Below are 22,649 nucleotides of genomic sequence, written 5' to 3' on the forward strand. Positions count from 1 at the left end.
TGGGGATGTCTTGGTTTCGACAGGGATATTGAAGTTTGAATAGCGAGTCGTTTTCGTCTACAAACGTAAAAAAAGGACAACTAAATATAAACGCTGAAGATAATAACTTCGCATTAGCTGCCTAATAACGGCGGCCGATTCAAAAACTAGAAAATCGTCCTGCGTTTTCTTTTTGAATCTCAACTAATGAGCAGGAACATCTCGTATATTTTCCTCTGGTATATGAGATTATTTAAGAGGATATATCGATCATAGTTTTGTCAATTAAATTTTGGTCGACGAATAAAACTTAATTGACTGCACTCGGAGAAGTTCTTAGGGATATATTTTTGGACAGGAGTTCGAATCTCCTCATCTCCACCATATATTTTAAAATTAGCTCATTACAACTCAAAACGTTGATAAATGGGCTTTTTTATTTTCTTAATGTCGGTATTTTCATCTAAATATCTCAAGTTTTTTCAAAATTTTTCGGTAAAACTTTCGGTAAGAATTTTTCTGCACTGATTTTATACAGTTTCTTGTATATTCAAGTCTGATTTTGAATATAAAAAAAGAGAGTCGCTAAACTCTCTATTTCTAAAATTTAATACCAAAATTTTATTATTTCAATTCATTAATTATAACCGTCGAATTATCCCCCGCAAACACGTTGTGTTTTAAATTGGTTTGCGTATCAATGTATTCGATGCATTTGTCATCGTATGTAAAATCAAATTTGCCTTCTTTTTTGAAAATTTCTTTTCCTTCTGCGTTGTAAATTATGATCTCTCTTTTGATTCCACCGCTGTACTCACTTTTTACATTTTTCTTAAATCTTTGAAAACCTGCTGATTTGAACACCAACGCGCTGCACGACGCCAAAAAAATAAGTACAACTACCAAAATAATCCATATTTTTTTCTTCACGTTTTTTGTTTTGTTTTCTTCTGACATTTTATTCCCCCTTTTTTATTTTTCCATTTTCTATGAAACGCTTTTCAAATTATCAAACTACGTTTTAAAATATCGTTGTTATTTGTCACGCTAAAATACTTTAATATAATACGTTTTATTCGTTAAATATTTTGTATTTTGTTTGACTAAACGATTCCAATATTGATATAATATTATTATAGCAGAAACGTATAAGTTTTTGTACAAATTACAAAAGGAGTGATTTATTATGGCAAATGGAGTACTTCATATTCCAGGTTTTATTCACTTTGGAGAAGGAGCTTTTTCAAAATTAAGTGAATTAAAAGGTAAGAAAGCAATCATAGTTACAGGCGGAAACTCTATGAAGAAAAACGGTTTCGTAGACAGAGCTTGTGAAGAATTGAAGAAAGCAAACATGGAAGTATGTGTTTTTGACGGCGTTGAAGAAAATCCATCAGTTACAACTGTTGAAGCAGGCGCTAAGAAAATGCAAGAATTCCAACCAGATTGGATTGTAGCATTAGGTGGCGGTTCTGCAATGGACGCTGCAAAATGTATGTGGGCTTTTTATGAACATCCTGAATTAAAATTCGAAGATATCATCGAACCAGGATCTCTTCCAGAACTTCGTAAGAAATCAAAATTTGTCGGCATTCCATCAACTTCAGGTACAGCAAGTGAAATCACAGCATTCTCAGTAATCACTGACACAGAAAAACACATCAAATACCCATTAGTATCTGATCACATCGTTCCAGACATCGCTATAGTAGATCCAGTTTTACCATCTAAAATGCCAAAATCTGTTACAGCAAACACTGGAATGGACGTTGTAGCACACGCAACTGAAGCATTAGTTTCCAACATCGCTAACGATTATACTGATGCACTTGCAATTCACGCATTGAAATTGGTATTCGAATATTTGCCAAAAGCTTGCGAAAACCCTGACGATATGGAAGCTCGTGAAAAAATGCATAATGCATCAACAATGGCAGGTATCGCATTCACATCAGCTTCACTTGGTTTAGTTCACTCATTAGCACACAAAATTGGTGGAGAATTTGGAATTACTCACGGACTTGCTAACGCAATTCTACTTCCATACATCACACAATTTAACAGAAAAGCTACTGACAAAGTTGATTGGATTGAAAAAGAATTGAACGTTGAAGATTATCCAATCGCTGTTAGAGAATTAGCTAAGAAAGTTGGAATTCCACCAACACTAAAAGAAGTTGAAGAAAAATTCGGATTTAACAAAGAAAAATTTGACGAAGTATTAGATGAAATGAGCAAGAACGCTTACGAAGATCCATGTACTTTGACAAATCCTCGTGAATCAAATCCAGAAATAGTTAAAATGATATATACTCACGCTTACAAAGGCGAAGATATAACAGAATAAATTTAATAGCAAAATAATTTATGTATAAAATCTGAACTGACCCCCAAAAGTTGGACCTAAAAACTAACTTGAGGAGGTCAGTTTTTAATGCCAAAATATAGAACAGAATTTAAAGTAAAAGTAGTAAAAGAATATTTAAAATCTAGCATATCATATAAATATTTATCAGAAAAACATTGCATACCTGATAAAATTTTAGCAATAAGATGGGTAAATGACTTTAGAAAACAAGGCATAGAAGGACTAAAACCCAAAAAGAGAGGAAGACCTTCAAAAATGCCAAAGTCAACAAATAAATCAAAAGATATCAAAGTATATTCATCAGAAAAATTAACTAATTTAGAAGATAATTCATTAACACAGGCACAATTAAAAGAAAAAATAAAGAAATTAGAAGAAAAAAACTATTGGCTTCAATTAGAAAATGATGCAATTAAAAAAAAGATAGAATTTTCTCAAATGACAGATGCAGAAATAAGACAATTACTGAAACAATCTGGATTTTAAGAAGTAAATACAAATTAAAAGACTTGTTAAAATACTTCAATCTTCCAAAATCAACATATATGTATTGGCAATTACGCTTAAATAGACCAAATAAAGATATGGAAATAGAAAACAAAATACCCAAAATTAGAAAAGAAAATCCAAACTATGGATACAGAAGAATAACTGCGATGTTAAAAAGATTAGGACTAAAAATAAACAAAAAGAAAGTACAAAGATTAGTTCAAAAACTAAAACTTCAAGTAAAAAATTTTTCAAGAAAATCAAGAAAATACTCATCCTACAAAAGACAAGTAGGAAAAATAGCAGACAACAAAATAAAAAGAAACTTTAAAGTAGAAAAACCATACACACAAATAACAACTGACACGGTTAGGGTATGTGAAAAGTTTTGTGTATCAGCTCCTCCTGATAGGTTGTGAGCTGATATTTTTTATTTTTTTTAAAATATACTTTTATTACTAAAATCTGAAAGTTCAGATATTTGTAACCTAATTTTGGCACAATTAAACTAAAAGGTCAAGATTTTTTAAATCTCCCTTTTTACCTAATTGAATTTTTTATTATCTTTATGGCAAAATTTAGATTCTGCCTTCAAAAAATATTGATAGTTGTGACAATATTTGATCCCATCCTCTTATTCTACTCGTCCATTTACTTGAAGCATCTACCATTGCTAGATACAAGCTTTTTTGTAGGGCGTAGTCGCTTGGAAATATTGTTTTGTTTTTTGTTATTTTTCTAAGTTGTCTATTAAAATTTTCTATGCTATTTGTTGTATATATTAGTTTTCTTATTCCTTCTGGATATTTGAAATACGTTGCTAATTCAGCACAATTGTTTCTCCATGAATTTACACACATTGGGTATTTTTTGCCCCATTTTTCTTCAAATATATCTAGATTACTTAGTATTAGTTTTTCTGTTGATGCTTTGTATACTGTTTTTAAGTCTTTCATTAGCTCTTTTATATCTCTATATGATACGAATTTTGTTGAATTTCTTATTTGATGAATTATGCATTTTTGAATTTCTGTTTTTGGATATACACTTTCTATTGCTTGGCTAAATCCTGATAAATTATCTGTTGAGACTATTAATATATCTTCTAATCCTCGTTCTTTTAATTGATTTAATACCAATAGCCAGTATTTACTTGATTCATTTTCTCCTACCCACATTCCAAGTATTTCTTTGTATCCTTCTGTATTGTATCCTAGTGCTATATATACTGCTTTTTTTACTACTATGTTATTATCTCTTACACGATAGTGTAGTGCATCTAAAAATACATATGGATATACTTTTTCTAATGGTCTATTTTGCCATTCTTCAATAGTTGGTAGTATTTTATTTGTTATTTTGCTTACCATGGATTCTGATATTCCAAATCCATAGATTTCTTTTATGTGTGTTGATATGTCTCTTGTTGTCAGGGCCTGCCCCAGCCAATAATATCCAACGAATGAAATGAGTTTATGATATTATTAGGCGAGGGTATTCCTTTTGCATACATAGATATTATTTGGTTTTCTATGTTTGATATGTCTTTTTGATATTTTTTCAATGCTTGTGGCTCAAAGGATCCTTCTCTGTCTCGTGGAATGTTTAGGTCTATGTTTCCGTATGATGATTTAACTGTTTTTTTGCTTGAGCCATTTCTTGTGTTTAATGACAGTGGTTTTTCACCATATTCATAATCTAGATGTTCATCTAACTCTGCTTTTAACATTTGTTCCATTGTGTCTCCTAGAATAGCTTTCAAAGCTTCTTGAAGATCTTGTATTGTTTCTGGTTGATATTCTTCAATTAACATCTTGGATATTTTGTTGAGTCTTGTTTCTGGTCTTTTTCTTGGCATTTTAAAATCCTCCTGATTTCTATTATATCAGGAGGATTCTATACACAAACTATTTCACAGTCTCTGGTAAGAGTTGATACGCAAATTATCTCACACTCTTTTAATCTTAAAAACTAAAACTTTTGTATTGCTATACTATTATTTCTCTTCGTTTTTGTCTTTTTTCTTAAATCCAAAGAATGCACCTGCTACTGACATAAATCCTGCTGCCGACATCATTATGATTTCGCTAATATTCCCAGCTTTTGGTAATATATGCTGATTTTTTCTAATCACATTACCTTTAATATTTCTGCTTTTATCAATTTTATTAGGTGAATTTGTTTTGTCAGTAGTCTTGTTGATTTCAACTGTTGTAACGGAGTCTTTTTCACCTAATTTATAAGCTTTGTCGTTCTTTTTGTTTGAAGATTTACTAGTCTTTATTTCTTCTTTTTCATTTGTTTCAGACTTATCAACATTAACATTATTTTTGCTTTCAGAGCTATTTTTTTTATCATCAGAAATTTTAACTTCAGTATCATTAGCTAAATCCGATTGATTTAAATTATCGTCACTTGATACGTCTGTTGAATCTTCTGTTTCTTTTGGTTGGCAAGTATTTTCTTGAGACGTTTCCTTTTTCTTATTAATATCGAATGTAGGTTTACTAGTCTTTATTTCTTCTTTTTCATTTGTTTCAGGCTTATCAACATTAACATTATTTTTGCTTTCAGAGCTATTTTTTTTATCATCAGAAATTTTAACTTCAGTATCATTAGCTAAATCCGATTGATTTAAATTATCGTCACTTGATACGTCTGTTGAATCTTCTGTTTCTTTTGGTTGGCAAGTATTTTCTTGAGACGTTTCCTTTTTCTTATTAATATCGAATGTAGGTGTGTTTTCTTCTTGTTCTTTTACCTTAATTTTCTTAAAAGTTGGATTTATTGTTGTTGCTTCTGTTACGAACAAAACATAACCTGATTCTTTTTTGTCCTTTACTCCTGAAATTTCCCAGCCATCAAATTGATATCCTTCTGCTACTTTTCCCTTATAAGCTGGAAGAACGAAATCTTCACCTTTTACTAGTTCATTTTCCTTATTATCTATAGTAAGCTTGACTTTTTCTGGCTCTATAGACGTTATCGTTTCAGTATTTTTGTTTAAGCTAAATTCTCTTACTGTAGTATTTCTTGCAAAGTCTTTTACTACAAATTTGATTTTTAATTCATTATCTTTGATGTCTTTAATATCATCTAGTGATTTGTATTCTTTTCCATTTACATAGATGTGTTGTTCTTGTATTTCTCCATCTTTGTTATTATCTCTTTTATCAAATATGTTAAATTTAATAAATTTATTTTTTGCATATTCAATAGATATTTTACCATCTTCGCTCTTCTCAACTGTAGGTTTTACATTATCATATAAGAATTGATAGTGAACTCCTACCGCCTTTGCGTTCATTGAAGAATAACCTGTTTTTAAGAATACATTTCCGTCCATATCTTTAACTTCATCTGGGAATCCATTTGCCTTATAATCTTTCATTCCCCAATCCATGATATCCCCATCTTTTACATCAAGTTTTATATTAAAGTCTCTTGTATTGTCAATGTGTAAATCACCATATATTAAATAATTATCTACAACTGACTCATTAACTCTCATTTCCCAGTTAAATCCACCTTTATCAGAAATTTTTCCTTTTAGATAAAATTCTGGATTTCTTACGTAAATCTTATTAGATTTAGAAGGATTAAAGTAATTTTTATCCATTGATAGATTCACAGGCTTTGTATCGATAAATAGCATTGCACCGTCTTCTTTAATGGCTTCAACGTTTGATTTATCATCTCCGATATATTCCTTGCCATCTTTGCCAAGAAGAACTAGTTTAGAAGGATCATCTACAAGCTTTCCATCCTTATCTATAGCCTCTCCCTTATCATTAGTTTTGAATTTGAATACTTGGTATCTAACTATATTAAAGCCATCCAATGCTGACATAAGAACCGATTGAGCGCTTCTTCCATCTTGAACATTTCTACTATCACAGTAGATTGTTTTTTGTGATAGGACCTTGATGTTAGGGGCAGTCTTTTGGATTTTTTCTATATCTGCCTTGCTATAAACTCCATTGCCATCGAGCATGTCAGTTTTTCCTGGGTTAAATGTAGTAACTCTTAGGGCATATCCCTTTCTTACAATCATATTATCATTTAATATATATTGACCCTTTTCTTGATCGAAGAACATCTTGTTTGTATCCATCTTGCTTGGATCTTGTGGTTTTTGTTTTGTAAGCTCACCTTCACCTAGTTCGATAATATTTCCGTAGCTTGAAGCATATGGTGAAGCTTCCTCTGCTTCATCCTTCTTTTCTGGCATCCTTATTATAGTTTTAGCTTTTGTTTGATCCTTATCTTTTACGATAATGTTCATATCTCCTGTAAAGGATAGACCATCGACTACATCATTTGTGTTTGCAAATAAGTCAAAGGTTAGAGTTTTTGTTTGTGGGTCGTATTTACTTGCCTTAATTTCTATTAATTTAAAGTCATTACCATAGTAAGCCTTAGCATCTTTTGATACATTACTTACTCTTCCAAGAATTTCAAAATGACCATCCTTAGATGGGCTTAATACTCCACCAAGCTTTGATTTAACATCATCAAGTTTCTCAGTTTCATATTCTAGAGCACTTCCATCTTCATAGGCTTTTATATTTCCATTTTCATCATATTGATAATCAAGTTCTACTGTTCTTTTTCCACCATTTACATAGTCGTCTTCTTGCTTATATTTCTTTTTAACTAGTTTCTTTAGGTCTTTATCTTCAAAGCCTCTAACAGTAGAGATTTCTTTGTTTAACTCTAGATTTGAAGGTCCTTCTATAGGATTTTCCTCAACAGTATCTTTCTTTTCTTCTGCCTTATTTGAAGCTTCTGGACTTTGAGCATTTTTAAGTTTTTCTTCAGAAATTTCACCTAGTTTTTTGTAAGAAGAAGCATCTGTCTCAGGATCTACTAGGTAATAAGAAATCATTCCTTTTGCGTCAGCTTTATTATCAAATTTAATCCTATGGATTTTTGTGAAGTTGCTTGCACCATCTAGGGCGATTACTTCTATGATTTTTCCTCTTAAATCTCCAGCTCCTTTAATTTCGTAGATAGTATTTCCTTTTTCATCAAGCTTTCTGTGTCTTCCTTCGCCTTCTCCTGCATATTTAACATCAAGGTTTCTTTCAACATCACCATTCTCGTCAACTATAGCTGCACCTGCATACCATACTTCGTTGGCTACTTCTTCAAATTTATCTGGATGGTTTTTTTGATCTCTTACAAACAAGGTTTCGTTTTTATACTTATCTTTTACCTTGTGGTAGGTATCTTTTGCTATTAATTTGATTTTGTCTGGATTAGAGAAATCAACATCAACAATTGTTGGAGCTGTATTGTCAATTTTTACTGGTATATAAGAAACTTGCCATGGATAATCCTTGGTTAATCTATATTTGAACTTGTAGAAGTATTGACCCTCAGCTATTGGTTCAAATTGACCCCTAAGTTTTGTTTCCAAGTCTTGGTTATTATTATCATCATTAGCGCCTTCTTCTCTTCCTCTTGGGTTGTAGATTAATCCATCCCATTTTAAATCTCCCATAACTTTTAGCTTAGAAGATTTTATACCCTTAGCGTCATTTCTCTTAGAGTTTAAGATACCTCTAATAAAATGCTCTTTAGTTATTACTTTAAGATCTTTTTGACCTTCTCCTTCTTTATCGGTATTTACGATTGATATTTGTCCTTCTTTTGCACTTCTTAGAACAAGTGGTGAAGGAGTTAGCCCTCTTTCTATTTGTACTTCTTGATTTTGTCCTTTAGAATCGAGTGGGTAAACTCTTGCTACTTTTGAGCCGCTATTAGATGCATCAGTTAATCCTTGGTTGTTATTTAATGCAAATAAGTCAGGGTCTTGATCAAGTGATTTTGTATTTCCATCTTTTCTGTTTTGGATAACGGCAGCTGGATTGAATTTATCGATGTCGTGTTCTCCACCTATACCCTTATTCAAGGTTCCAGGTATTTTTGGTTTACCATCGTCATCATAACCTTCCATGGTTTTTGATTTAGATCCTTCTTCCCAAGCCCACTTGTCAAGGATTGGCTCCTTGTTCCAATTTCCAGCAAAGCCCATAAGTGGCATTGATAGAGATGGTTGAAAAACTGTCTTGTTTCCCTTACCGCACATTGCCTCAACTTCTTCTTTAGATTCAAATCTAATGAAGGATTCTACAAATTTATTTTTATCTTTAGCATCTCCGACATCTATTACAGCATTTAAGTCAAAACTTGAATTTGGTTTTATGGTAAATGTATCGTATTCGAATGTTATCTTTGCTCCATTAATTACTTCAGGATGGATTTCTGGAACAATTTGTTTTCCATCTTGAGATTTTTCATCCTTGTAAGTTTCATCAAGTTTTAGTCTATTGGTTAAGGAATCTGTTGTGATTGCAGATGATGAAGCTTTAAATGTTAGAGGTCTATCTGATGTATTAATTAATTTAATTGTGAAATATTTTTTATCGCCCTTAATTTCTTTAAGTGAAATAGATCCATATGAATTTACCAAACCTTCAGAGTCTAAATTCTTAAAGCTAGCTATAACGTCATTTCTTAGTGCATTAGCTACGTTAATAAGACCAGCGCCTTGTTGTCTTGGTGAAGCATAATATAGTGATTTCTCCTTCCAACCTGTTGGATCCATCATAGGTCTTGCTGTGTTTTGTAAGGCAATCTTTGTAAGAGTAGTTAAGTCGATTTTGTCGTCACCTGTTAGGTTTTTTAAGACAGGTTTTGCGAGCATCTCTTTTAGTTTTGGTCTAATCAATACTGTTGATGCTGCAACTACTGGTGTTGCCATACTTGTTCCTGACATATAACCATAAGTTGACTTGCCGTCAATTACATTTAGAGTTGATTTGATGTTCTTTCCTGGTGCTGATACATCTGGCTTTAGGAGGAGGTCAACCCTTGGACCCCAAGATGTAGAAGCGGCTGGAACTATTACTTCTTCCTTGTAAAGTTCCTTATCTGTATCAGGAGCAAAGTTAAAGGCTAGCTCTTTCTCATCACCAAGCTTTGGACGGTTTTTGTTGAAGCTTTCCATGTCAATTGGATAGTATTGGTCAAGCTTATCTTTGAAGTCTTCCTTTTTATTTCTTTTAACCTCTGTTTTATTTGTTGGATTAATCATATTCCAAATCTTTAGACCATCATCACCTGATACTGAAAATACTTGACAAGTTGTTCCTTCATCTTCTTCGTAACCCATGGCTGGAAGCTCTGTCCAGTTATCTCTGTTGTAGTAGTTAACTGTATTTACAACCATGATTGCACGAGCACCCTTATCGGCAGCTTTTTTAAAGGCATATTTTAAATCTTTGGTATAGATTCTATCCATAACGGCAATTTTGCCTTTAAGATTAAGACCAACTAGATCTTCATCTTGACCCTTGCCTATATAAACAAATTTTACTTTGTCAGATAGCTTGCTTCCGTCTTCATTTCTAATAATCTTATCCTTATCGAAGAAGGTACCGATATTTCTATACTTAAAGCTTTCTCCACCAATATTGACCTTGTCAAACTCTACTATTTGATTTTTAGCTGATGCGACCGCGATAGCATCTTCATGTGCAGCAGTTCTAGTTACATTGCCTGTATCAATCATCTTTAGTTGGTTATTTGCTGCCAAGTCCCATGATGAGCTTGATGCAGCTGTTGCGTAGTTTCCAGTTGCTACAACCATAGGAATGCCGGCTTTTCTCAAAGCTCTAACAGCCTGCCAATATTTTTCTCCTACTAGTCCTGTTCCTGTAAAACCTGATGATACAGATACTACATCGACCTTATGCTTGATTGCATCTTCAATAGCATGAAACATCGTTTCATCACCGGCAAATCCATCACCTGAATCAGAATACATCTTATAAGAAAATATTTGAGCGTTTGGAGCAATCCCGTCAATACCATTATAATTAGCTATGTCCTCATCAGTATCATTTCCAGCGAGAATTCCTGCTATATGCATACCGTGTGGATCATGATAATCTGAACCATCATCATATTTTTCGACAGTGATTTTGCCACCATTATAATAGTTAAAAGCGTGAGGTATTTTATCACTCAACCAAAAGTACTTGTCAGTTCCTTGTAAATCATCTTTCTTATATTTCATCGATGATTTCGCATCTTCGTCAATTCTCATGGCTTTGTGTCTGTAATCAGTTCCAGTATCAATATTTGCAATTACCATTCCTCTACCATCAAAGTTTTTGCCAAATTGAGCATTGATTGCTTTTAGGTAATCTATGGATTCATCAACTCCTATTTCCTTTCGAGCATTGTTCATCATCGGTTGAATTTTTTGTGATTTTTCGACTGATGAAATGCCTTCAATAAGTTTAATTTTGTCCAAATTATCTCGATTTGTTTCTATAGCACAACCATTGAAAATCGTATTATAAGTATACAAAACTTTAGTATTTTTAAAATTAGATAGTTCTTTAATTGCTTTCTGACCATCCTCCTTATTCCTAAATTCAGCTATGTATACAACTCTATCCTCTTCTTTTTTAGAAATGTTTTGAATTTCATCTGCTTTATACAATTCATTTCCTTTTGATACTTCGTTGTTTGAATATTTGTTATCGGAAGTATTTTTATTATCAATTGCAGAATCCTCTTTAATATCTTCTTTTGTAATTACTGATAACTTTTCATCGTTTGTATTGTTCGAATTTTCTTTATTGACTTTTAACGTCTCATTCGTAAGCTTATTTCCATCCTGCTTATATTCTATAGATTTTTCATTGTCAATAATATTTTCAGTATCTTCAATTTTTGCAAAAACTGTATCACTGCACATAAATGAAACTGATGAAACTGATAAAGCTGCAACAAGAGTTGCCTTTATAATATTCTTTTTTTTCATAAATCCTCCTAGATTAAAAAATATTAATTTTATTCATGGTATAAATTGCAAATATCGATATTGAGTCCCATTTTCAAAAATTACGTTCTAAATTTTACTACTTTTTTTTTATCTAGTCAACATTTATAAGACCTCTAATATAATTATTTTTTTAACTTTATATACATAAAACTCATAATAAAAATATATTAATAATTTTAAAAACAGAGATTTCATTAATAATTAAAATATAAAAACCTTTATCATTTTCCTGAATATACATTTAAAATAAATAATGTATTTATAGTTATGCTTTAAGTATAACTTTTTATGTATTTTTTGACATATTAAAATCCTCCTGATTATTGTCTTATCAGGAGGATTTCTCATACAAAAACTATTTCACAGTCTCAAATAAATACATTCAACTAATTTATATTTTATTTCGATCATCATTCACATTTCCGTCGCACAAATACTCTACAAATTTTTCAATTTGTTCTTTTACATTTTCGTCTAATTTGTCAATCCATCTTTTAGGAATTGTAGAATATCCATGAATTGAGCCGCTTAAACTTGCTGCAATTGCGGCTATCGTGTCGGAATCTCCCCCGTGATTTACAGCATTTATAATACAATCTTCAATTGAATTTTCCTTAGCCCAATGAATTGCATTGTTGAAAGTGTTCACGATATATCCTGATGGTTTCGACAATTGCGTATCTTTTAGTTCATGAGTTTTTCCGTTGACATTATCTCTGATAATTTGTGTGTATTCTTTTAAAATTCTGTCACACATTTCGTTATTGTGAGTGAGTCGTCCTTGTTTTATATTCAAATCTTTAGAAGTTTCATTATCTAGCAGTGCACAAGGAAGTGCTCTCATCAAACTTCCATTTCCAAGCGCCGTATCGTCTTCTTCGATAAATATTTCGTACTGAATGTAGTGTTCGATTGCACGTCTACATTGATTGCCAATACCTCTTGGATGAGTATTGTACCACTCCACGAAATTTTTCATAGTATTTTTCTCAAAATTATCACGATCATTTTCCATCAAAGAATTCATAACACAAATACTCATATCAGTATCATCAGTGCATTCCCCTGGATTCAAATCAAGCCAACCACCTCCGACAATATCTGTAATCCTACCGTATTTTTCACGGATTTCCTCTTCTGTCATAAATTCAGTCGTAGCACCCATGCTATCGCCTATCGCAAATGCATACAGCGCTCCTTTTATTCTGTCTTTGTAATCAGAGTTCATTTTTTCATCTCCTTTTGTATATTATATCTCAAACCGATAGCTTATTGAATTTATCAACCATAAAAACATTTACATAGTATAAAAATATGATAAAATAATTTTAGAGGTGAAAAAATGAAATTTACAGAATACAAATACACTAGACCTAACTTCGAAGAAGACAAGAAAAAGGTCGAAGATTTTATCAAAAGATTTAACGATTCCACAACTTCCGAAGAACAAATCAAAATCATGGAAGAAATGGACAAATACAAGAAAACATTAAGCACTAATGTAAACCTTGCATACATTCGTCACACAATTGATACAAACGATGAATTCTACAAAGAAGAACAAGATTTCTTGGATGAATACATGCCACATTATTCAGTTCTAGACACTAAAATGTACGAAGCAATCGACAACTCCAAATTCAAAGACGAATTGGTTAAACATTTCGGACAACATTTGTTTGATTTAATAAGCTGTCAATTGATTTTTAATGAAAAGGCTGTTCCTTTTAAGCAAAAAGAAAACCAATTAACTACTAAATACAACAAATTAATAGCATCTGCACAAATCGAATTTGACAATAAAACATTGACATTGTCACAAATGGCTCCTTACACACAATCAAAAGATCGTGACGAAAGAAAAGCCGCTACAAGAAAAATCTCAGAATTTTTCTCAGAACATGAAAAAGAAATCGACGATATTTACGATGAAATGGTTCACGTTAGAACAGATATGGCTAAAGCTTTGGGATTTGATTCATACATTGAATACCAATACAAATCATTAATGAGAACTGATTATGACAAGAATGATGTTGCAAAATACAGAGAATTTGTCAAAAAATATGTAACACCAGTTTATCTTGAATTGAGAAAGAAACAATCTAAGAGAATTGGAATTGAAGACATGAAAGCTTACGATAACAACGTAATGTTCACAGATGGTAACGCAAAACCTCACGGAGAAAAAGACTTCTTGGTAGATAACGCTAAAAAAATGTACTCTGAACTGTCACCAGAAACTAAAAAATTCTTCGATTTTATGTATGAAAGAGAATTATTCGATTTGGAAAGCAAAAAAGGAAAAGAAGGCGGAGGATATTGTACTACAATTGAAGATTATGAATCTCCATTCATCTTCGCAAACTTCAACGGAACTACTCACGATGTCGAAGTAATGACTCACGAAGCAGGTCATGCATTCCAATCTTATACTTCAATGGACGGAAGAATTTTTGAATACATCTGGCCAACATTTGAAGCATGTGAAATCCATTCAATGAGTATGGAATTTTTGACATGGCCATGGATGGAATTATTCTTCGAAGAAGAAACTAACAAATTCAAATTCTCTCACTTAGATGGAGCTATCAGTTTCATTCCTTACGGTGTAACTATCGACCATTTCCAACACTTCGTATACGAAAATCCAGATGCAACAGCTGAAGAAAGAAAAGCAAAATACCACGAAATAGAATTGATGTATCGTCCAAACTTGGATTATGATGATGAATTCTTGGAAAAAGGAACTTGGTGGTACAGACAAGGTCACATCTTCAATAACCCATTCTATTACATTGATTACACATTAGCACAAGTTTGTGCATTCCAATTCTTATTGAAATCAAGAAAGAACCGCGAAGAAGCATTCAAAGATTACCTTGAAATCTGTAAAGTTGGTGGAAGCCAATCATTCTTCGGAATAATGAAAGCTGGTAACATCAAAAACCCAATGAACGATGGAGTTCTTGAAGAAATCCTTCCACAATTATTGGAAATATTAGACGAAATAGAAAAAGAATTATAATTTTGAGAGTGGACATAGTCCACTCTTTTTTTGCATATAAGAGTTGTTTTTTTTAGAAAACGTTTTATAATTAAATTAAGTAAACAGTTTGGAGGCTTTTATGAAACGTAACAAATTACTTGTGATTTTACTGTCTGTACTGATGATGTTTTCATTCACCATGTGTAAGAGTAAAACTATGAATACTTACAATCCGTATTCTGAAATATACGGCATAAGTTCTGAAGATGATTTGAAAAAGGCTATGCAGTCCATGAAAGAAAACGAAGATTATCCAATTTACAAGGATGGTAAAGAAGAATCCAAAATTCACAGACAATATCTATTGGATTTGTATGAGAAAAATGATTTGTCTGCGATAAAAACCTACATTCATAACAACAAATTAATATTAGGAAAGAATTAGAAAAAGGCGCTCAGTTTTTGAGTGCCTTTTAAAATATATCTGATATTACCGATCTTATGCTATCAAATTGTTTGATTTCAAGATCGTATTTTTGTGTTAGTTTCGTGTTTTGTGAGATGTAAACTTTTTTGTATCCCAATCTTTCGATTTCTTTTAATCTGGTTTCTATTTGTGGAACTCTTTTGATTTCTCCTGTCAATCCAACTTCTCCAATGAACACAACATCAGATGGAATTGGTTTGTTCATAAGTGATGATGCAATCGCCATTATTATGGACAAATTCACGGATTGTTCTTGGATTTTGATTCCTCCTGTGGTTTTGATGATGACATTTTTGTCATACATATTCATCCCTGCGCGTTCTTCCAATATAGATATCAACGTATTCAATTGGTCTTTACGAAGACTGTCACCTATTCTTTGAGGATACGGAGCGAATGATTTGGACACCAATGCTTCAACTTCGACAACCAAAATTCGGGACCCTTCTTTTATTACAGAAAGCGCTGCACCATTTACATCTTTTTTCCTTTTTGTGACGAAATAATCAGACGCATCGGTGATTTCCTTTATTCCATCTTCTTGCATATTAAACAGTCCAATCTCTCCAGTTCGACCAAATCTGTTTTTCGTCGTTGTCAACAATCTCAAAGGATCGTCGCTTTCACCTTCCAAATAAAGCACAGTATCTACCAAGTGTTCAAGCGTTCTGAGTCCTGCCATTTCGTCTGATTTTGTCATATGCCCAACCATAATCGCAAGAGTTGGTTTTTCGGGGTTTTTGCAGATTTCTACAATTTTATTCGCACATTCTACAGTTTGCACAGGAGAACCTGGACGTGAAGTGTACTCACGAAGCTGGAATGTTTGAATACTATCCAAGAAAATCACATCCGGTTTTATTTTGTGAATAGAATCCAAAGCGTTGTCCATGCTTGTCGTTGAAATCAACCAAATATTTTCCGGGATTTTCTCCATAGTTCTCATCGCGCGTTGTTTGATTTGAGATGTGGATTCTTCTCCAGAAATGTAGAGAACTTTTATATTTTTAGAAGCCAAATCATTTGCAAGTTCCAAAAGCAAAGTTGATTTTCCAGCACCTGGTCTTGCAGTTAGAATTGACACGGAATCTCTGACAAGTCCTCCACCAAAAACTCTGTTCAATTCAGTAATCGACGATTGAATTCTCTCCGATGAATCTATCTTTACATCGACCAATTTAACCGCTTTTGAAAATTTGGTTGAACTTGTTGTAGTATTCGATTTTTCATCTACGATTTCTTGTTCTTGCATAGAACCCCAGCTGTTACAACTGGGGCATTTTCCTATCCACATGGCTTGCTCGTAGCCACAATTTTTGCACACGTATTTTGTTTTCTTTTTCATATTATTGTTTCACAGTCTTTTTGCGTCTTACATATCTTCTGAAGCTAACCTTGTCGTTAACCACAGTTATAGTTGTTTTTCTATTTTTGTCGATATCTCCGTTCAAAATCTTGTCGGCAAGTTCATTTTCAATATCCGTTCTTATAAGTCTTTCAAGAGGTCTTGCTCCGAATTTCTTGTCGTATCCTTTGTCTACAAGATAATCCAAGATTTTTTCGTCATATGAAATTATCAAATCATTCTTCGCCATTCTCTCAACCAATTCATCCATCATAAGTCCTGCAATTTCTTTTACATTTTCCTTGTTCAAATTGCTAAACACAATAACATCGTCTAATCGATTCATAAATTCTGGCTTGAACATCGACTTCATTGCATTGTTGATAGTCTCTTTGTTTCTATTGTATTCATCAACTTCAACATCTTCTGCTGTATTAAACCCAATTACGTTTTTGCTTTCAAGTTCAGTTGCGCCAATGTTTGATGTCATTATGATTACAGTATCTTTGAAATTTACCACGCGTCCTTTGGAATCTGTAAGTCTACCATCGTCCAAAACTTGTAAAAGCGTGTTGAAAACATCTGGATGAGCCTTTTCGATTTCATCAAACAATATTACAGAGTATGGTTTCGTACGCACCATATCAGTTAATTGTCCACCATCATCGTGACCAACATACCCCGGAGGAGATCCAATCAATTTTGACACCGAATGTTTTTCCATATATTCTGTCATGTCAATTCTAATCATCGCATTCTCATCATTGAACAATTCCTTAGCAAGTTTCTTTGCCAAGTATGTTTTACCAACACCAGTTGGTCCGACAAACACAAATGATCCAATTGGCTTGTTAGGATTTTTGAGTCCAACACGTGCTCTTTTAATTGCGTTCGAAATAGAATCGATAGCTTTGTCTTGTCCAATGACAACTTTTTTCAAATTATCAGCCAAGAACAAATATTTTTGTGATTCTGATTCTGTTAGCTTAGATACCGGAACCTTCGCCCAACGTGACACGATATTCGCTATTTCATCGAATCCAATTTCCAATTTGTTTTCGTCTTGGTCTTCTTCTTCCATTTCTGCTTCTACTTCCTTGATTGCATCTCTTTTTTCTGCTGCAAGCAAAAAGTCAGAATTTTGAATAGCTTCTTGTTTTTCTGCTTCTAATTCTTCTAGAATTTTCGCATAATTTTTGCCACCAGTGAAGTTTTTCACTCTAACCATCGATTGAGCTTCATCTATCAAATCTATCGCCTTGTCTGGCAAATATCTGTCGTTCAAATATCTGTGCGATAATTCAACACTCGCTTTGATTGCTTCGTCACTAATTAGAACGTGATGGTGTGATTCGTATTTGTCCTTCAATCCTTCAATAACTTGTATAGAATCCGAAACAGAAGGCTCATCTACCATGATAGTTTGAAGTCTTCTTTCAAAAGCTTGGTCCTTTTCGATAGTTTTTCTGTATTCATTGATAGTTGTAGCTCCGATTATTTGCAAATCGCCTCTCGCCAATGATGGTTTCAAAATATTTGATGCATCCAATGCGCCCTCTGCACCACCTGCGCCCATCAACGAATGAAGTTCATCTATAAATAAAATTTTGTTTTCAGAATTCGACAAAGTATCGATAACTTTTTTGATTCTTTCTTCAAAATCTCCTCTGTATTTTGTTCCAGCCAACAATGCTGCCAAATCCAATGACAAAATCTCCTTGTCCTTGAAAATATCATTAACATCGCCGTTGACAATCTTTACAGCCAAGCCTTCCACGATAGCAGTCTTTCCGACACCAGGATTTCCAATCAACACAGGGTTATTCTTTTTACGTCTAAGAAGAACTTGAATAATCCTTTCGATTTCTTCCTCACGACCGATACAAGGGTCAATCTTTCCTTCTTTTGCCAATTCGTTCAAATTCTTAGTGTACTTTTCAATCTCACTTGACTTAGAAGAACTAGCTGATGTGTCGTTTACATCTCCTTGTTCTCTCTTCATCTTCATAAAGAAATATTTGCGAAGTTCCGCTGTCAATTTCATAGTATCCACGCCTGTTTTTTTCATCAAATGATTAGCGTAGTTAGAACTGTCCATGCAAAGCGCTGCCATAATGTGTTCTGGAGTAATCGCCCTTTCTCCGTAAGTGTTGGACAATCCCACAGCTTGAGTGATTATTTCTTCAAGTTTCGGGCTAATTCTTTGATTAGTTTCCTCGCTGTCTCCATAACCCAACTCATCTATAATTAAATTTCTAATTTTTTCGTAATTTCCACCGTGTTTTTTCAAATATTGAGACGCCTTGAAATCAAACTTGAACATAGCAAGTAGCACATGCTCCACTCCAAGATCCGCGTGCTTCAAACTAATTGCCTCATACACAGCCTCAGTTCTTAAATTATAAATATCTGATTTTCTCAATTTTTCACCTGTCTTTCCAAAGTATCCTTGATGATTTCGCTTCTCAAAACTCCAATGTTTTGATTCAATTTATTGTTTTCGCGAAATTTTTCAAGCCTCAACTTATTTGTCTTATCGTACAAGTCCAGAATATCATCTACATTGAAACCATCGACAATTCCAAAATCGATAGCTATCAGTAAATCTCCAATCCTGTTCATTCCTTCAATTTCATCCAAAACCCTTGAATATTTTAGCATCGACACACTTCTCAAAAGGTCATCCTTAAACTCAGGATTATTTTCGAATAAAATGCGTCTGTTTTCAATTTCCTTTCTGCAAATCGAATCAATCAAAAGCGTCATATCATTGATAATATATTCAGGATCCATCAAATGACCATTAGTCGTAAGCCTGTAAATCGAACTTTTCGTATTAGAATTGAAAGCTTTCTCAAACATATATCCTCTGTATCTTGCAACATCTTGAATATCGTCAATCTTGTTGAAATACTCCAAAGCCTTCAAGTTCATACACATGCTCACATCCATCATACATCCCGAATCGTAGAAATCATCTGACAAATATCCAAAATCAATATCAAAAGCAAAGTTCAATTTATCATTCAATTTTTCTTCAATATTCAGACATTTTTCGTAAATATCTCTCAAATTTTTCCCAAAATCGTAAGCAGTAATGCAAATGTGGTCATTATCTGCCAAAGTAAACACGCATTTTTCATCGCTATTTATAATAACCTCAGGAGACACATCCTCATAGTAAGTACTAGAAATGTATCCTTGTTTTCTCAGATAATCTCTGTTCGTACTTTTAGTATCCTTAAAAGAATAAACGCTAGACTCCTTCAAATATTCCAGATTATTCAATTCTTTTTTTATATCTGATTTCATATCGTCGCAAGAATCCGTATCTATAACCAACATAAAATTATAGTCCGACAAATTTCTTCTCAACGACACATCAGATTTCATTACAACACTTGAATTATTCATAACATTTTTCCCTATACTCTTGTAATTTCAATTCCAAATCGTCAATCTTCGTTTGAATATCGTGACACTTTTCAAATTCCTCATTATCCATTGCAATGAAAAGCTCATCAGACAAGCTATCCAACTTCTCCAAAATTTCCTTTGCCTTTTCAAAATTCTTAGGGAATTTGCCCCTGTAATACTTTGGATAACTTTTCGAATTTCTCTTATCCATGATGAAATCTCTGAAATGATCGTAACAATATTTGCACCCAATCGATGAATAATTCTTCAACTCATCAAACGGCATATTGCACACTGGACACACACTCTTATCGTCAACATCTTTATTTGAAGATTGTTGTACCTTTTCAAAAGGCAAATGCTCCACCACATCAGAAATTTGTTTTGCGATTTCTTCAAAAAGCTCCTTATTATCGTTCAATTGTTCATCAGAATCAAACTTAAAATCAGAATTCGAAATAATCTCATTCTTCAAATTATTCATATATTCTTCATAGCAATCATGACACAAATTCACATCACGAGCACCAAATGGTCCCACGATTTTAACTTGAATAAAAGCAGGTTTACCACAATTATCGCAATTCATATAATCACCTCTATCTCATAAAAGCCAATAACATATTCTTCAATAAATCAGCCCTCAGAATATTCCTGTCATTAAAATCCACCTTCGACAAAGTATTATCCTCCAAAGCGTGAACCATAACCAAAGCTTCCCTTTCAGTTATCAATTCCTCATCCAAAAGCATATTAATAATATTATTCGACTTATCCTTTGTAATTCTATCTCCAATAACATTTTCGACAATCTCCTTAATCGGATTACTGTCTTCAATTGTTAATTTTATTATTTTAACATATCCACTTCCACCGCGTCTACTTTCAATATAATAACCCTTGTACGGAGTAAATCTAGTAGTCAGAACGTAATTAATTTGCGATGGAGCACAATTAAACTGATTGGCAAGATCATTTCTTCCGATTTCGATGAAATCATCGTCAGTGTTACTCAACAACTGCTTCAAAAAAGCTTCAATGCTGTTACTAAGCCCTGCCATACTATCACCTCTTTTGACTTTCTCTGACTAATTAAATAAAAAAATTTATCTTTCTTAAATTATACCATCTTTGACCTTTCATATCAACAACAAAATCCTACAACATTACTAAAATTTTCAAAATAAAAGGGAAAGCTATGAAGCTTCCCTCAATAATTTAAAATTATAATTTAATTTTTTTAAAATCAAATATCCAATTCTGATATTTCTATAATAAAATTATCCTTTATCATGAAATAAAATTCTTCTGCTACTTTTTCGTATAATTCTTTAATTCTATTAACCTCATCTGGTTTTTTCATTCCAAAATTCAAACATATTTTTTTCATCTGGATTGCCCTTTCTATTTAAGAACAATACTCCCGAAACTTAAAATCATAACATACCATTTTAGAATTTCCACCAGACTGTGTGAATCGATAACCAGCACTGCAATTAAAATTAAATGCGGAATTGCCAAAATAATACAAGTAGTTACAACCACCCAATTCTTTTTTACAAAGAAAATAGCAAAAATAATTAACCAAGCCCACATCGAAAAAGGAACAAACATCGTAATGTGATTAAAAAATTCATTGTTCAACACATTGGCTACACCACCATTCAACGGATTATTTGTCACAGTAATTATAATTCCAACAACAAATAACAACACTGAAAATATTGTAATTCCGTAAAATATTTTCTTCGAATCTATACTCTTTTTCATTTGACCACTCATTTTTGTTAGCTCCTTTACGAGATTTATATTCCTACAAAAACTTCTACAATTTTTTCTATTTTTTCGAGAACAATTTGTTTTTTCTTTTCCCTTGCACCTTGTCTACGAGAAGTAGGTGGCAAAATTTTATCCAATACAGTACCGGCGTAATCAACAAAACCTTTCGCAATTGATTTGTTGATAAAATGATATGCTCCTTCTTTTAATTTTTCTTCTTCAATTAGAGTTTCTACCTTCTTTTCTTTTTCTTTTCTTGCGAATGAATAGAAAGTTTCCAATATATCATCATTATCTTTCAATTCTGATAATCTTGTCTTGTTGATAAAATCCATCACCAAATCTTCCTTAGCTCTCGTTCCCAAACTGGATCTTATAACTCTACGAACTTCTGCCTTCAAGTTTTCAACATCCTCATGTTCCTTGGATTTTTCCAAAATCAAAGCCAAAATATAATCCAAATTAATCTCATCAGTCTTCAACAAATCAATTTGAAATTCTACATCAGAGAAATCAACCTGTTGTTCTTCAGAATCTCCTGAACGTCTTGAATTCACGATATTTTCTCTAATATCGACATACACGCTCTTCATATCTTGCATTAATCTGTCGGAAATAATTTTGTCGAAATTTTCAAACTCATCAAAGTTTTTCAAAATATTTTCCGATTTCAATAATTCACCAAAAAGCTGCACGAATTCCTTCTTGTCAGCTTCCAAGAAAATCTCTGTTGGATCTGGAAACTTTTCTACAATTTCATTGCAAATATCCTTGTAACCTTTGGTAACTTTCCCTGTCTCTTCATCTGTAAAACCTTCCATGTATTCTTCGTAGCTTTTTTCAAGAATAATATTTACACTGTTTTCATCGCCAAAAGTTTTTATAGCATCTTCAGTAGCCTTTTCCAAATCTCTGAAACACACAATATTTCCA

The 22,649-nt window shown here is 32.8% G+C and carries 16 protein-coding genes, 1 other RNA gene and 1 pseudogene; 6 read left to right on the forward strand and 12 right to left on the reverse strand.

Features of this window, described 5'->3' with window-relative positions; genetic code table 11:
* Position 1: 1 nt before the first annotated feature.
* Positions 2-363, forward strand: a transfer-messenger RNA (tmRNA) gene (gene ssrA / locus HMPREF0391_RS09325).
* A gap of 240 nt (positions 364-603) precedes the next feature.
* Here ssrA and HMPREF0391_RS03765 read toward each other — a convergent pair.
* Positions 604-936, reverse strand: a complete 333-nt coding sequence (locus tag HMPREF0391_RS03765) for a hypothetical protein (RefSeq protein WP_002835556.1) — start codon at positions 934-936, stop codon at positions 604-606.
* A gap of 229 nt (positions 937-1,165) precedes the next feature.
* Here HMPREF0391_RS03765 and HMPREF0391_RS03770 point away from each other — a divergent pair, with 229 nt between their 5' ends.
* The 3 genes from HMPREF0391_RS03770 (at position 1,166) to HMPREF0391_RS03780 (ending at position 3,255) form a co-directional block, all read left to right on the forward strand.
* Positions 1,166-2,326 (forward strand): iron-containing alcohol dehydrogenase, encoded by a 1,161-nt coding sequence (locus HMPREF0391_RS03770; RefSeq protein WP_002835557.1) that lies wholly within the window; start codon positions 1,166-1,168, stop codon positions 2,324-2,326.
* An 87-nt stretch (positions 2,327-2,413) separates the two neighbouring features.
* Positions 2,414-2,833, forward strand: a complete 420-nt coding sequence (locus HMPREF0391_RS03775) for a helix-turn-helix domain-containing protein (RefSeq protein ID WP_002835558.1) — start codon at positions 2,414-2,416, stop codon at positions 2,831-2,833.
* A 98-nt stretch (positions 2,834-2,931) separates the two neighbouring features.
* Entirely contained in the window at positions 2,932-3,255 is a 324-nt protein-coding gene (locus HMPREF0391_RS03780; protein WP_196218488.1) for an IS3 family transposase, read from the forward strand.
* Between the two features lie 159 nt (positions 3,256-3,414).
* On the opposite strand, the pseudogene HMPREF0391_RS03785 reads toward HMPREF0391_RS03780, so the two are convergent.
* From HMPREF0391_RS03785 to HMPREF0391_RS03795, 3 genes and pseudogenes are all read right to left on the reverse strand, one after another.
* Positions 3,415-4,649 (reverse strand): annotated as a pseudogene (locus tag HMPREF0391_RS03785) (IS256 family transposase).
* Positions 4,650-4,832: 183 nt separating this feature from the next.
* Positions 4,833-11,678 (reverse strand): S8 family serine peptidase, encoded by a 6,846-nt coding sequence (locus tag HMPREF0391_RS03790; RefSeq protein ID WP_002835563.1) that lies wholly within the window; start codon positions 11,676-11,678, stop codon positions 4,833-4,835.
* 412 nt (positions 11,679-12,090) lie between these two features.
* The gene (locus HMPREF0391_RS03795) at positions 12,091-12,927 is read right to left on the reverse strand and encodes an ADP-ribosylglycohydrolase family protein (RefSeq protein WP_002835564.1); all 837 of its coding nucleotides are present in this window, start codon (positions 12,925-12,927) and stop codon (positions 12,091-12,093) included.
* 114 nt (positions 12,928-13,041) lie between these two features.
* Here HMPREF0391_RS03795 and HMPREF0391_RS03800 point away from each other — a divergent pair, with 114 nt between their 5' ends.
* Positions 13,042-14,727 carry a M3 family oligoendopeptidase gene (locus tag HMPREF0391_RS03800; protein WP_002835565.1) on the forward strand — a complete coding sequence of 562 codons (1,686 nt, stop codon included), beginning with the start codon at positions 13,042-13,044 and terminating at the stop codon, positions 14,725-14,727.
* A 100-nt stretch (positions 14,728-14,827) separates the two neighbouring features.
* On the forward strand, positions 14,828-15,133 hold the full coding sequence (locus HMPREF0391_RS03805) for a hypothetical protein (RefSeq protein ID WP_002835566.1): 306 nt from the start codon (positions 14,828-14,830) through the stop codon (positions 15,131-15,133).
* Positions 15,134-15,161: 28 nt separating this feature from the next.
* Here HMPREF0391_RS03805 and radA read toward each other — a convergent pair whose 3' ends face one another.
* The 8 genes from radA to HMPREF0391_RS03840 form a co-directional block, all read right to left on the reverse strand.
* The gene (radA, locus tag HMPREF0391_RS03810; RefSeq protein ID WP_002835567.1) at positions 15,162-16,520 is read right to left on the reverse strand and encodes a DNA repair protein RadA; all 1,359 of its coding nucleotides are present in this window, start codon (positions 16,518-16,520) and stop codon (positions 15,162-15,164) included.
* Position 16,521: 1 nt separating this feature from the next.
* On the reverse strand, positions 16,522-18,942 hold the full coding sequence (locus tag HMPREF0391_RS03815) for an ATP-dependent Clp protease ATP-binding subunit (RefSeq protein ID WP_002835568.1): 2,421 nt from the start codon (positions 18,940-18,942) through the stop codon (positions 16,522-16,524).
* The gene (locus HMPREF0391_RS03820) at positions 18,939-19,934 is read right to left on the reverse strand and encodes a guanido phosphotransferase (protein WP_002835569.1); all 996 of its coding nucleotides are present in this window, start codon (positions 19,932-19,934) and stop codon (positions 18,939-18,941) included. The genes HMPREF0391_RS03815 and HMPREF0391_RS03820 overlap by 4 nt, the downstream gene beginning before the upstream one ends.
* The gene (locus HMPREF0391_RS03825; RefSeq protein ID WP_002835571.1) at positions 19,927-20,526 is read right to left on the reverse strand and encodes a hypothetical protein; all 600 of its coding nucleotides are present in this window, start codon (positions 20,524-20,526) and stop codon (positions 19,927-19,929) included. Before HMPREF0391_RS03825 ends, HMPREF0391_RS03820 begins: the two co-directional genes overlap by 8 nt.
* 10 nt (positions 20,527-20,536) lie before the next feature.
* A complete protein-coding gene (locus tag HMPREF0391_RS03830) occupies positions 20,537-20,998 on the reverse strand; it encodes a CtsR family transcriptional regulator (protein WP_002835572.1) in 462 nt (153 codons plus the stop codon).
* A gap of 185 nt (positions 20,999-21,183) precedes the next feature.
* Positions 21,184-21,327, reverse strand: coding sequence for a hypothetical protein (locus tag HMPREF0391_RS09475; protein ID WP_002835573.1), 144 nt, complete (start codon positions 21,325-21,327; stop codon positions 21,184-21,186).
* A 14-nt stretch (positions 21,328-21,341) separates the two neighbouring features.
* Complete coding sequence (locus HMPREF0391_RS03835; RefSeq protein WP_230454535.1) at positions 21,342-21,707, reverse strand: hypothetical protein; 366 nt, start codon at positions 21,705-21,707, stop codon at positions 21,342-21,344.
* A gap of 35 nt (positions 21,708-21,742) precedes the next feature.
* Complete coding sequence (locus HMPREF0391_RS03840) at positions 21,743-22,639, reverse strand: type I restriction endonuclease subunit R, EcoR124 family (RefSeq protein ID WP_002835575.1); 897 nt, start codon at positions 22,637-22,639, stop codon at positions 21,743-21,745.
* Positions 22,640-22,649: the final 10 nt, after the last annotated feature.

The organism is Finegoldia magna ATCC 53516 (assembly GCF_000159695.1).
Classification (GTDB): Bacteria; Bacillota; Clostridia; order Tissierellales; family Peptoniphilaceae; genus Finegoldia; species Finegoldia magna_F.

What these genes read in the sequence shown, in the direction of transcription:
- HMPREF0391_RS09475 (WP_002835573.1), bottom strand. Translation starts at nt 21,327, where the DNA reads ATGAAAAAAATATGTTTGAATTTTGGAATGAAAAAACCAGATGAGGTT.
- HMPREF0391_RS03790 (WP_002835563.1), bottom strand. Translation starts at nt 11,678, where the DNA reads ATGAAAAAAAAGAATATTATAAAGGCAACTCTTGTTGCAGCTTTATCA.
- HMPREF0391_RS03800 (WP_002835565.1), top strand. Translation starts at nt 13,042, where the DNA reads ATGAAATTTACAGAATACAAATACACTAGACCTAACTTCGAAGAAGAC.
- HMPREF0391_RS03795 (WP_002835564.1), bottom strand. Translation starts at nt 12,927, where the DNA reads ATGAACTCTGATTACAAAGACAGAATAAAAGGAGCGCTGTATGCATTT.
- HMPREF0391_RS03830 (WP_002835572.1), bottom strand. Translation starts at nt 20,998, where the DNA reads ATGGCAGGGCTTAGTAACAGCATTGAAGCTTTTTTGAAGCAGTTGTTG.
- HMPREF0391_RS03820 (WP_002835569.1), bottom strand. Translation starts at nt 19,934, where the DNA reads ATGAATAATTCAAGTGTTGTAATGAAATCTGATGTGTCGTTGAGAAGA.
- HMPREF0391_RS03835 (WP_230454535.1), bottom strand. Translation starts at nt 21,707, where the DNA reads ATGAAAAAGAGTATAGATTCGAAGAAAATATTTTACGGAATTACAATA.
- HMPREF0391_RS03775 (WP_002835558.1), top strand. Translation starts at nt 2,414, where the DNA reads ATGCCAAAATATAGAACAGAATTTAAAGTAAAAGTAGTAAAAGAATAT.
- HMPREF0391_RS03805 (WP_002835566.1), top strand. Translation starts at nt 14,828, where the DNA reads ATGAAACGTAACAAATTACTTGTGATTTTACTGTCTGTACTGATGATG.
- HMPREF0391_RS03765 (WP_002835556.1), bottom strand. Translation starts at nt 936, where the DNA reads ATGTCAGAAGAAAACAAAACAAAAAACGTGAAGAAAAAAATATGGATT.
- HMPREF0391_RS03770 (WP_002835557.1), top strand. Translation starts at nt 1,166, where the DNA reads ATGGCAAATGGAGTACTTCATATTCCAGGTTTTATTCACTTTGGAGAA.
- HMPREF0391_RS03780 (WP_196218488.1), top strand. Translation starts at nt 2,932, where the DNA reads ATGGAAATAGAAAACAAAATACCCAAAATTAGAAAAGAAAATCCAAAC.
- radA (WP_002835567.1), bottom strand. Translation starts at nt 16,520, where the DNA reads ATGAAAAAGAAAACAAAATACGTGTGCAAAAATTGTGGCTACGAGCAA.
- HMPREF0391_RS03825 (WP_002835571.1), bottom strand. Translation starts at nt 20,526, where the DNA reads ATGAATTGCGATAATTGTGGTAAACCTGCTTTTATTCAAGTTAAAATC.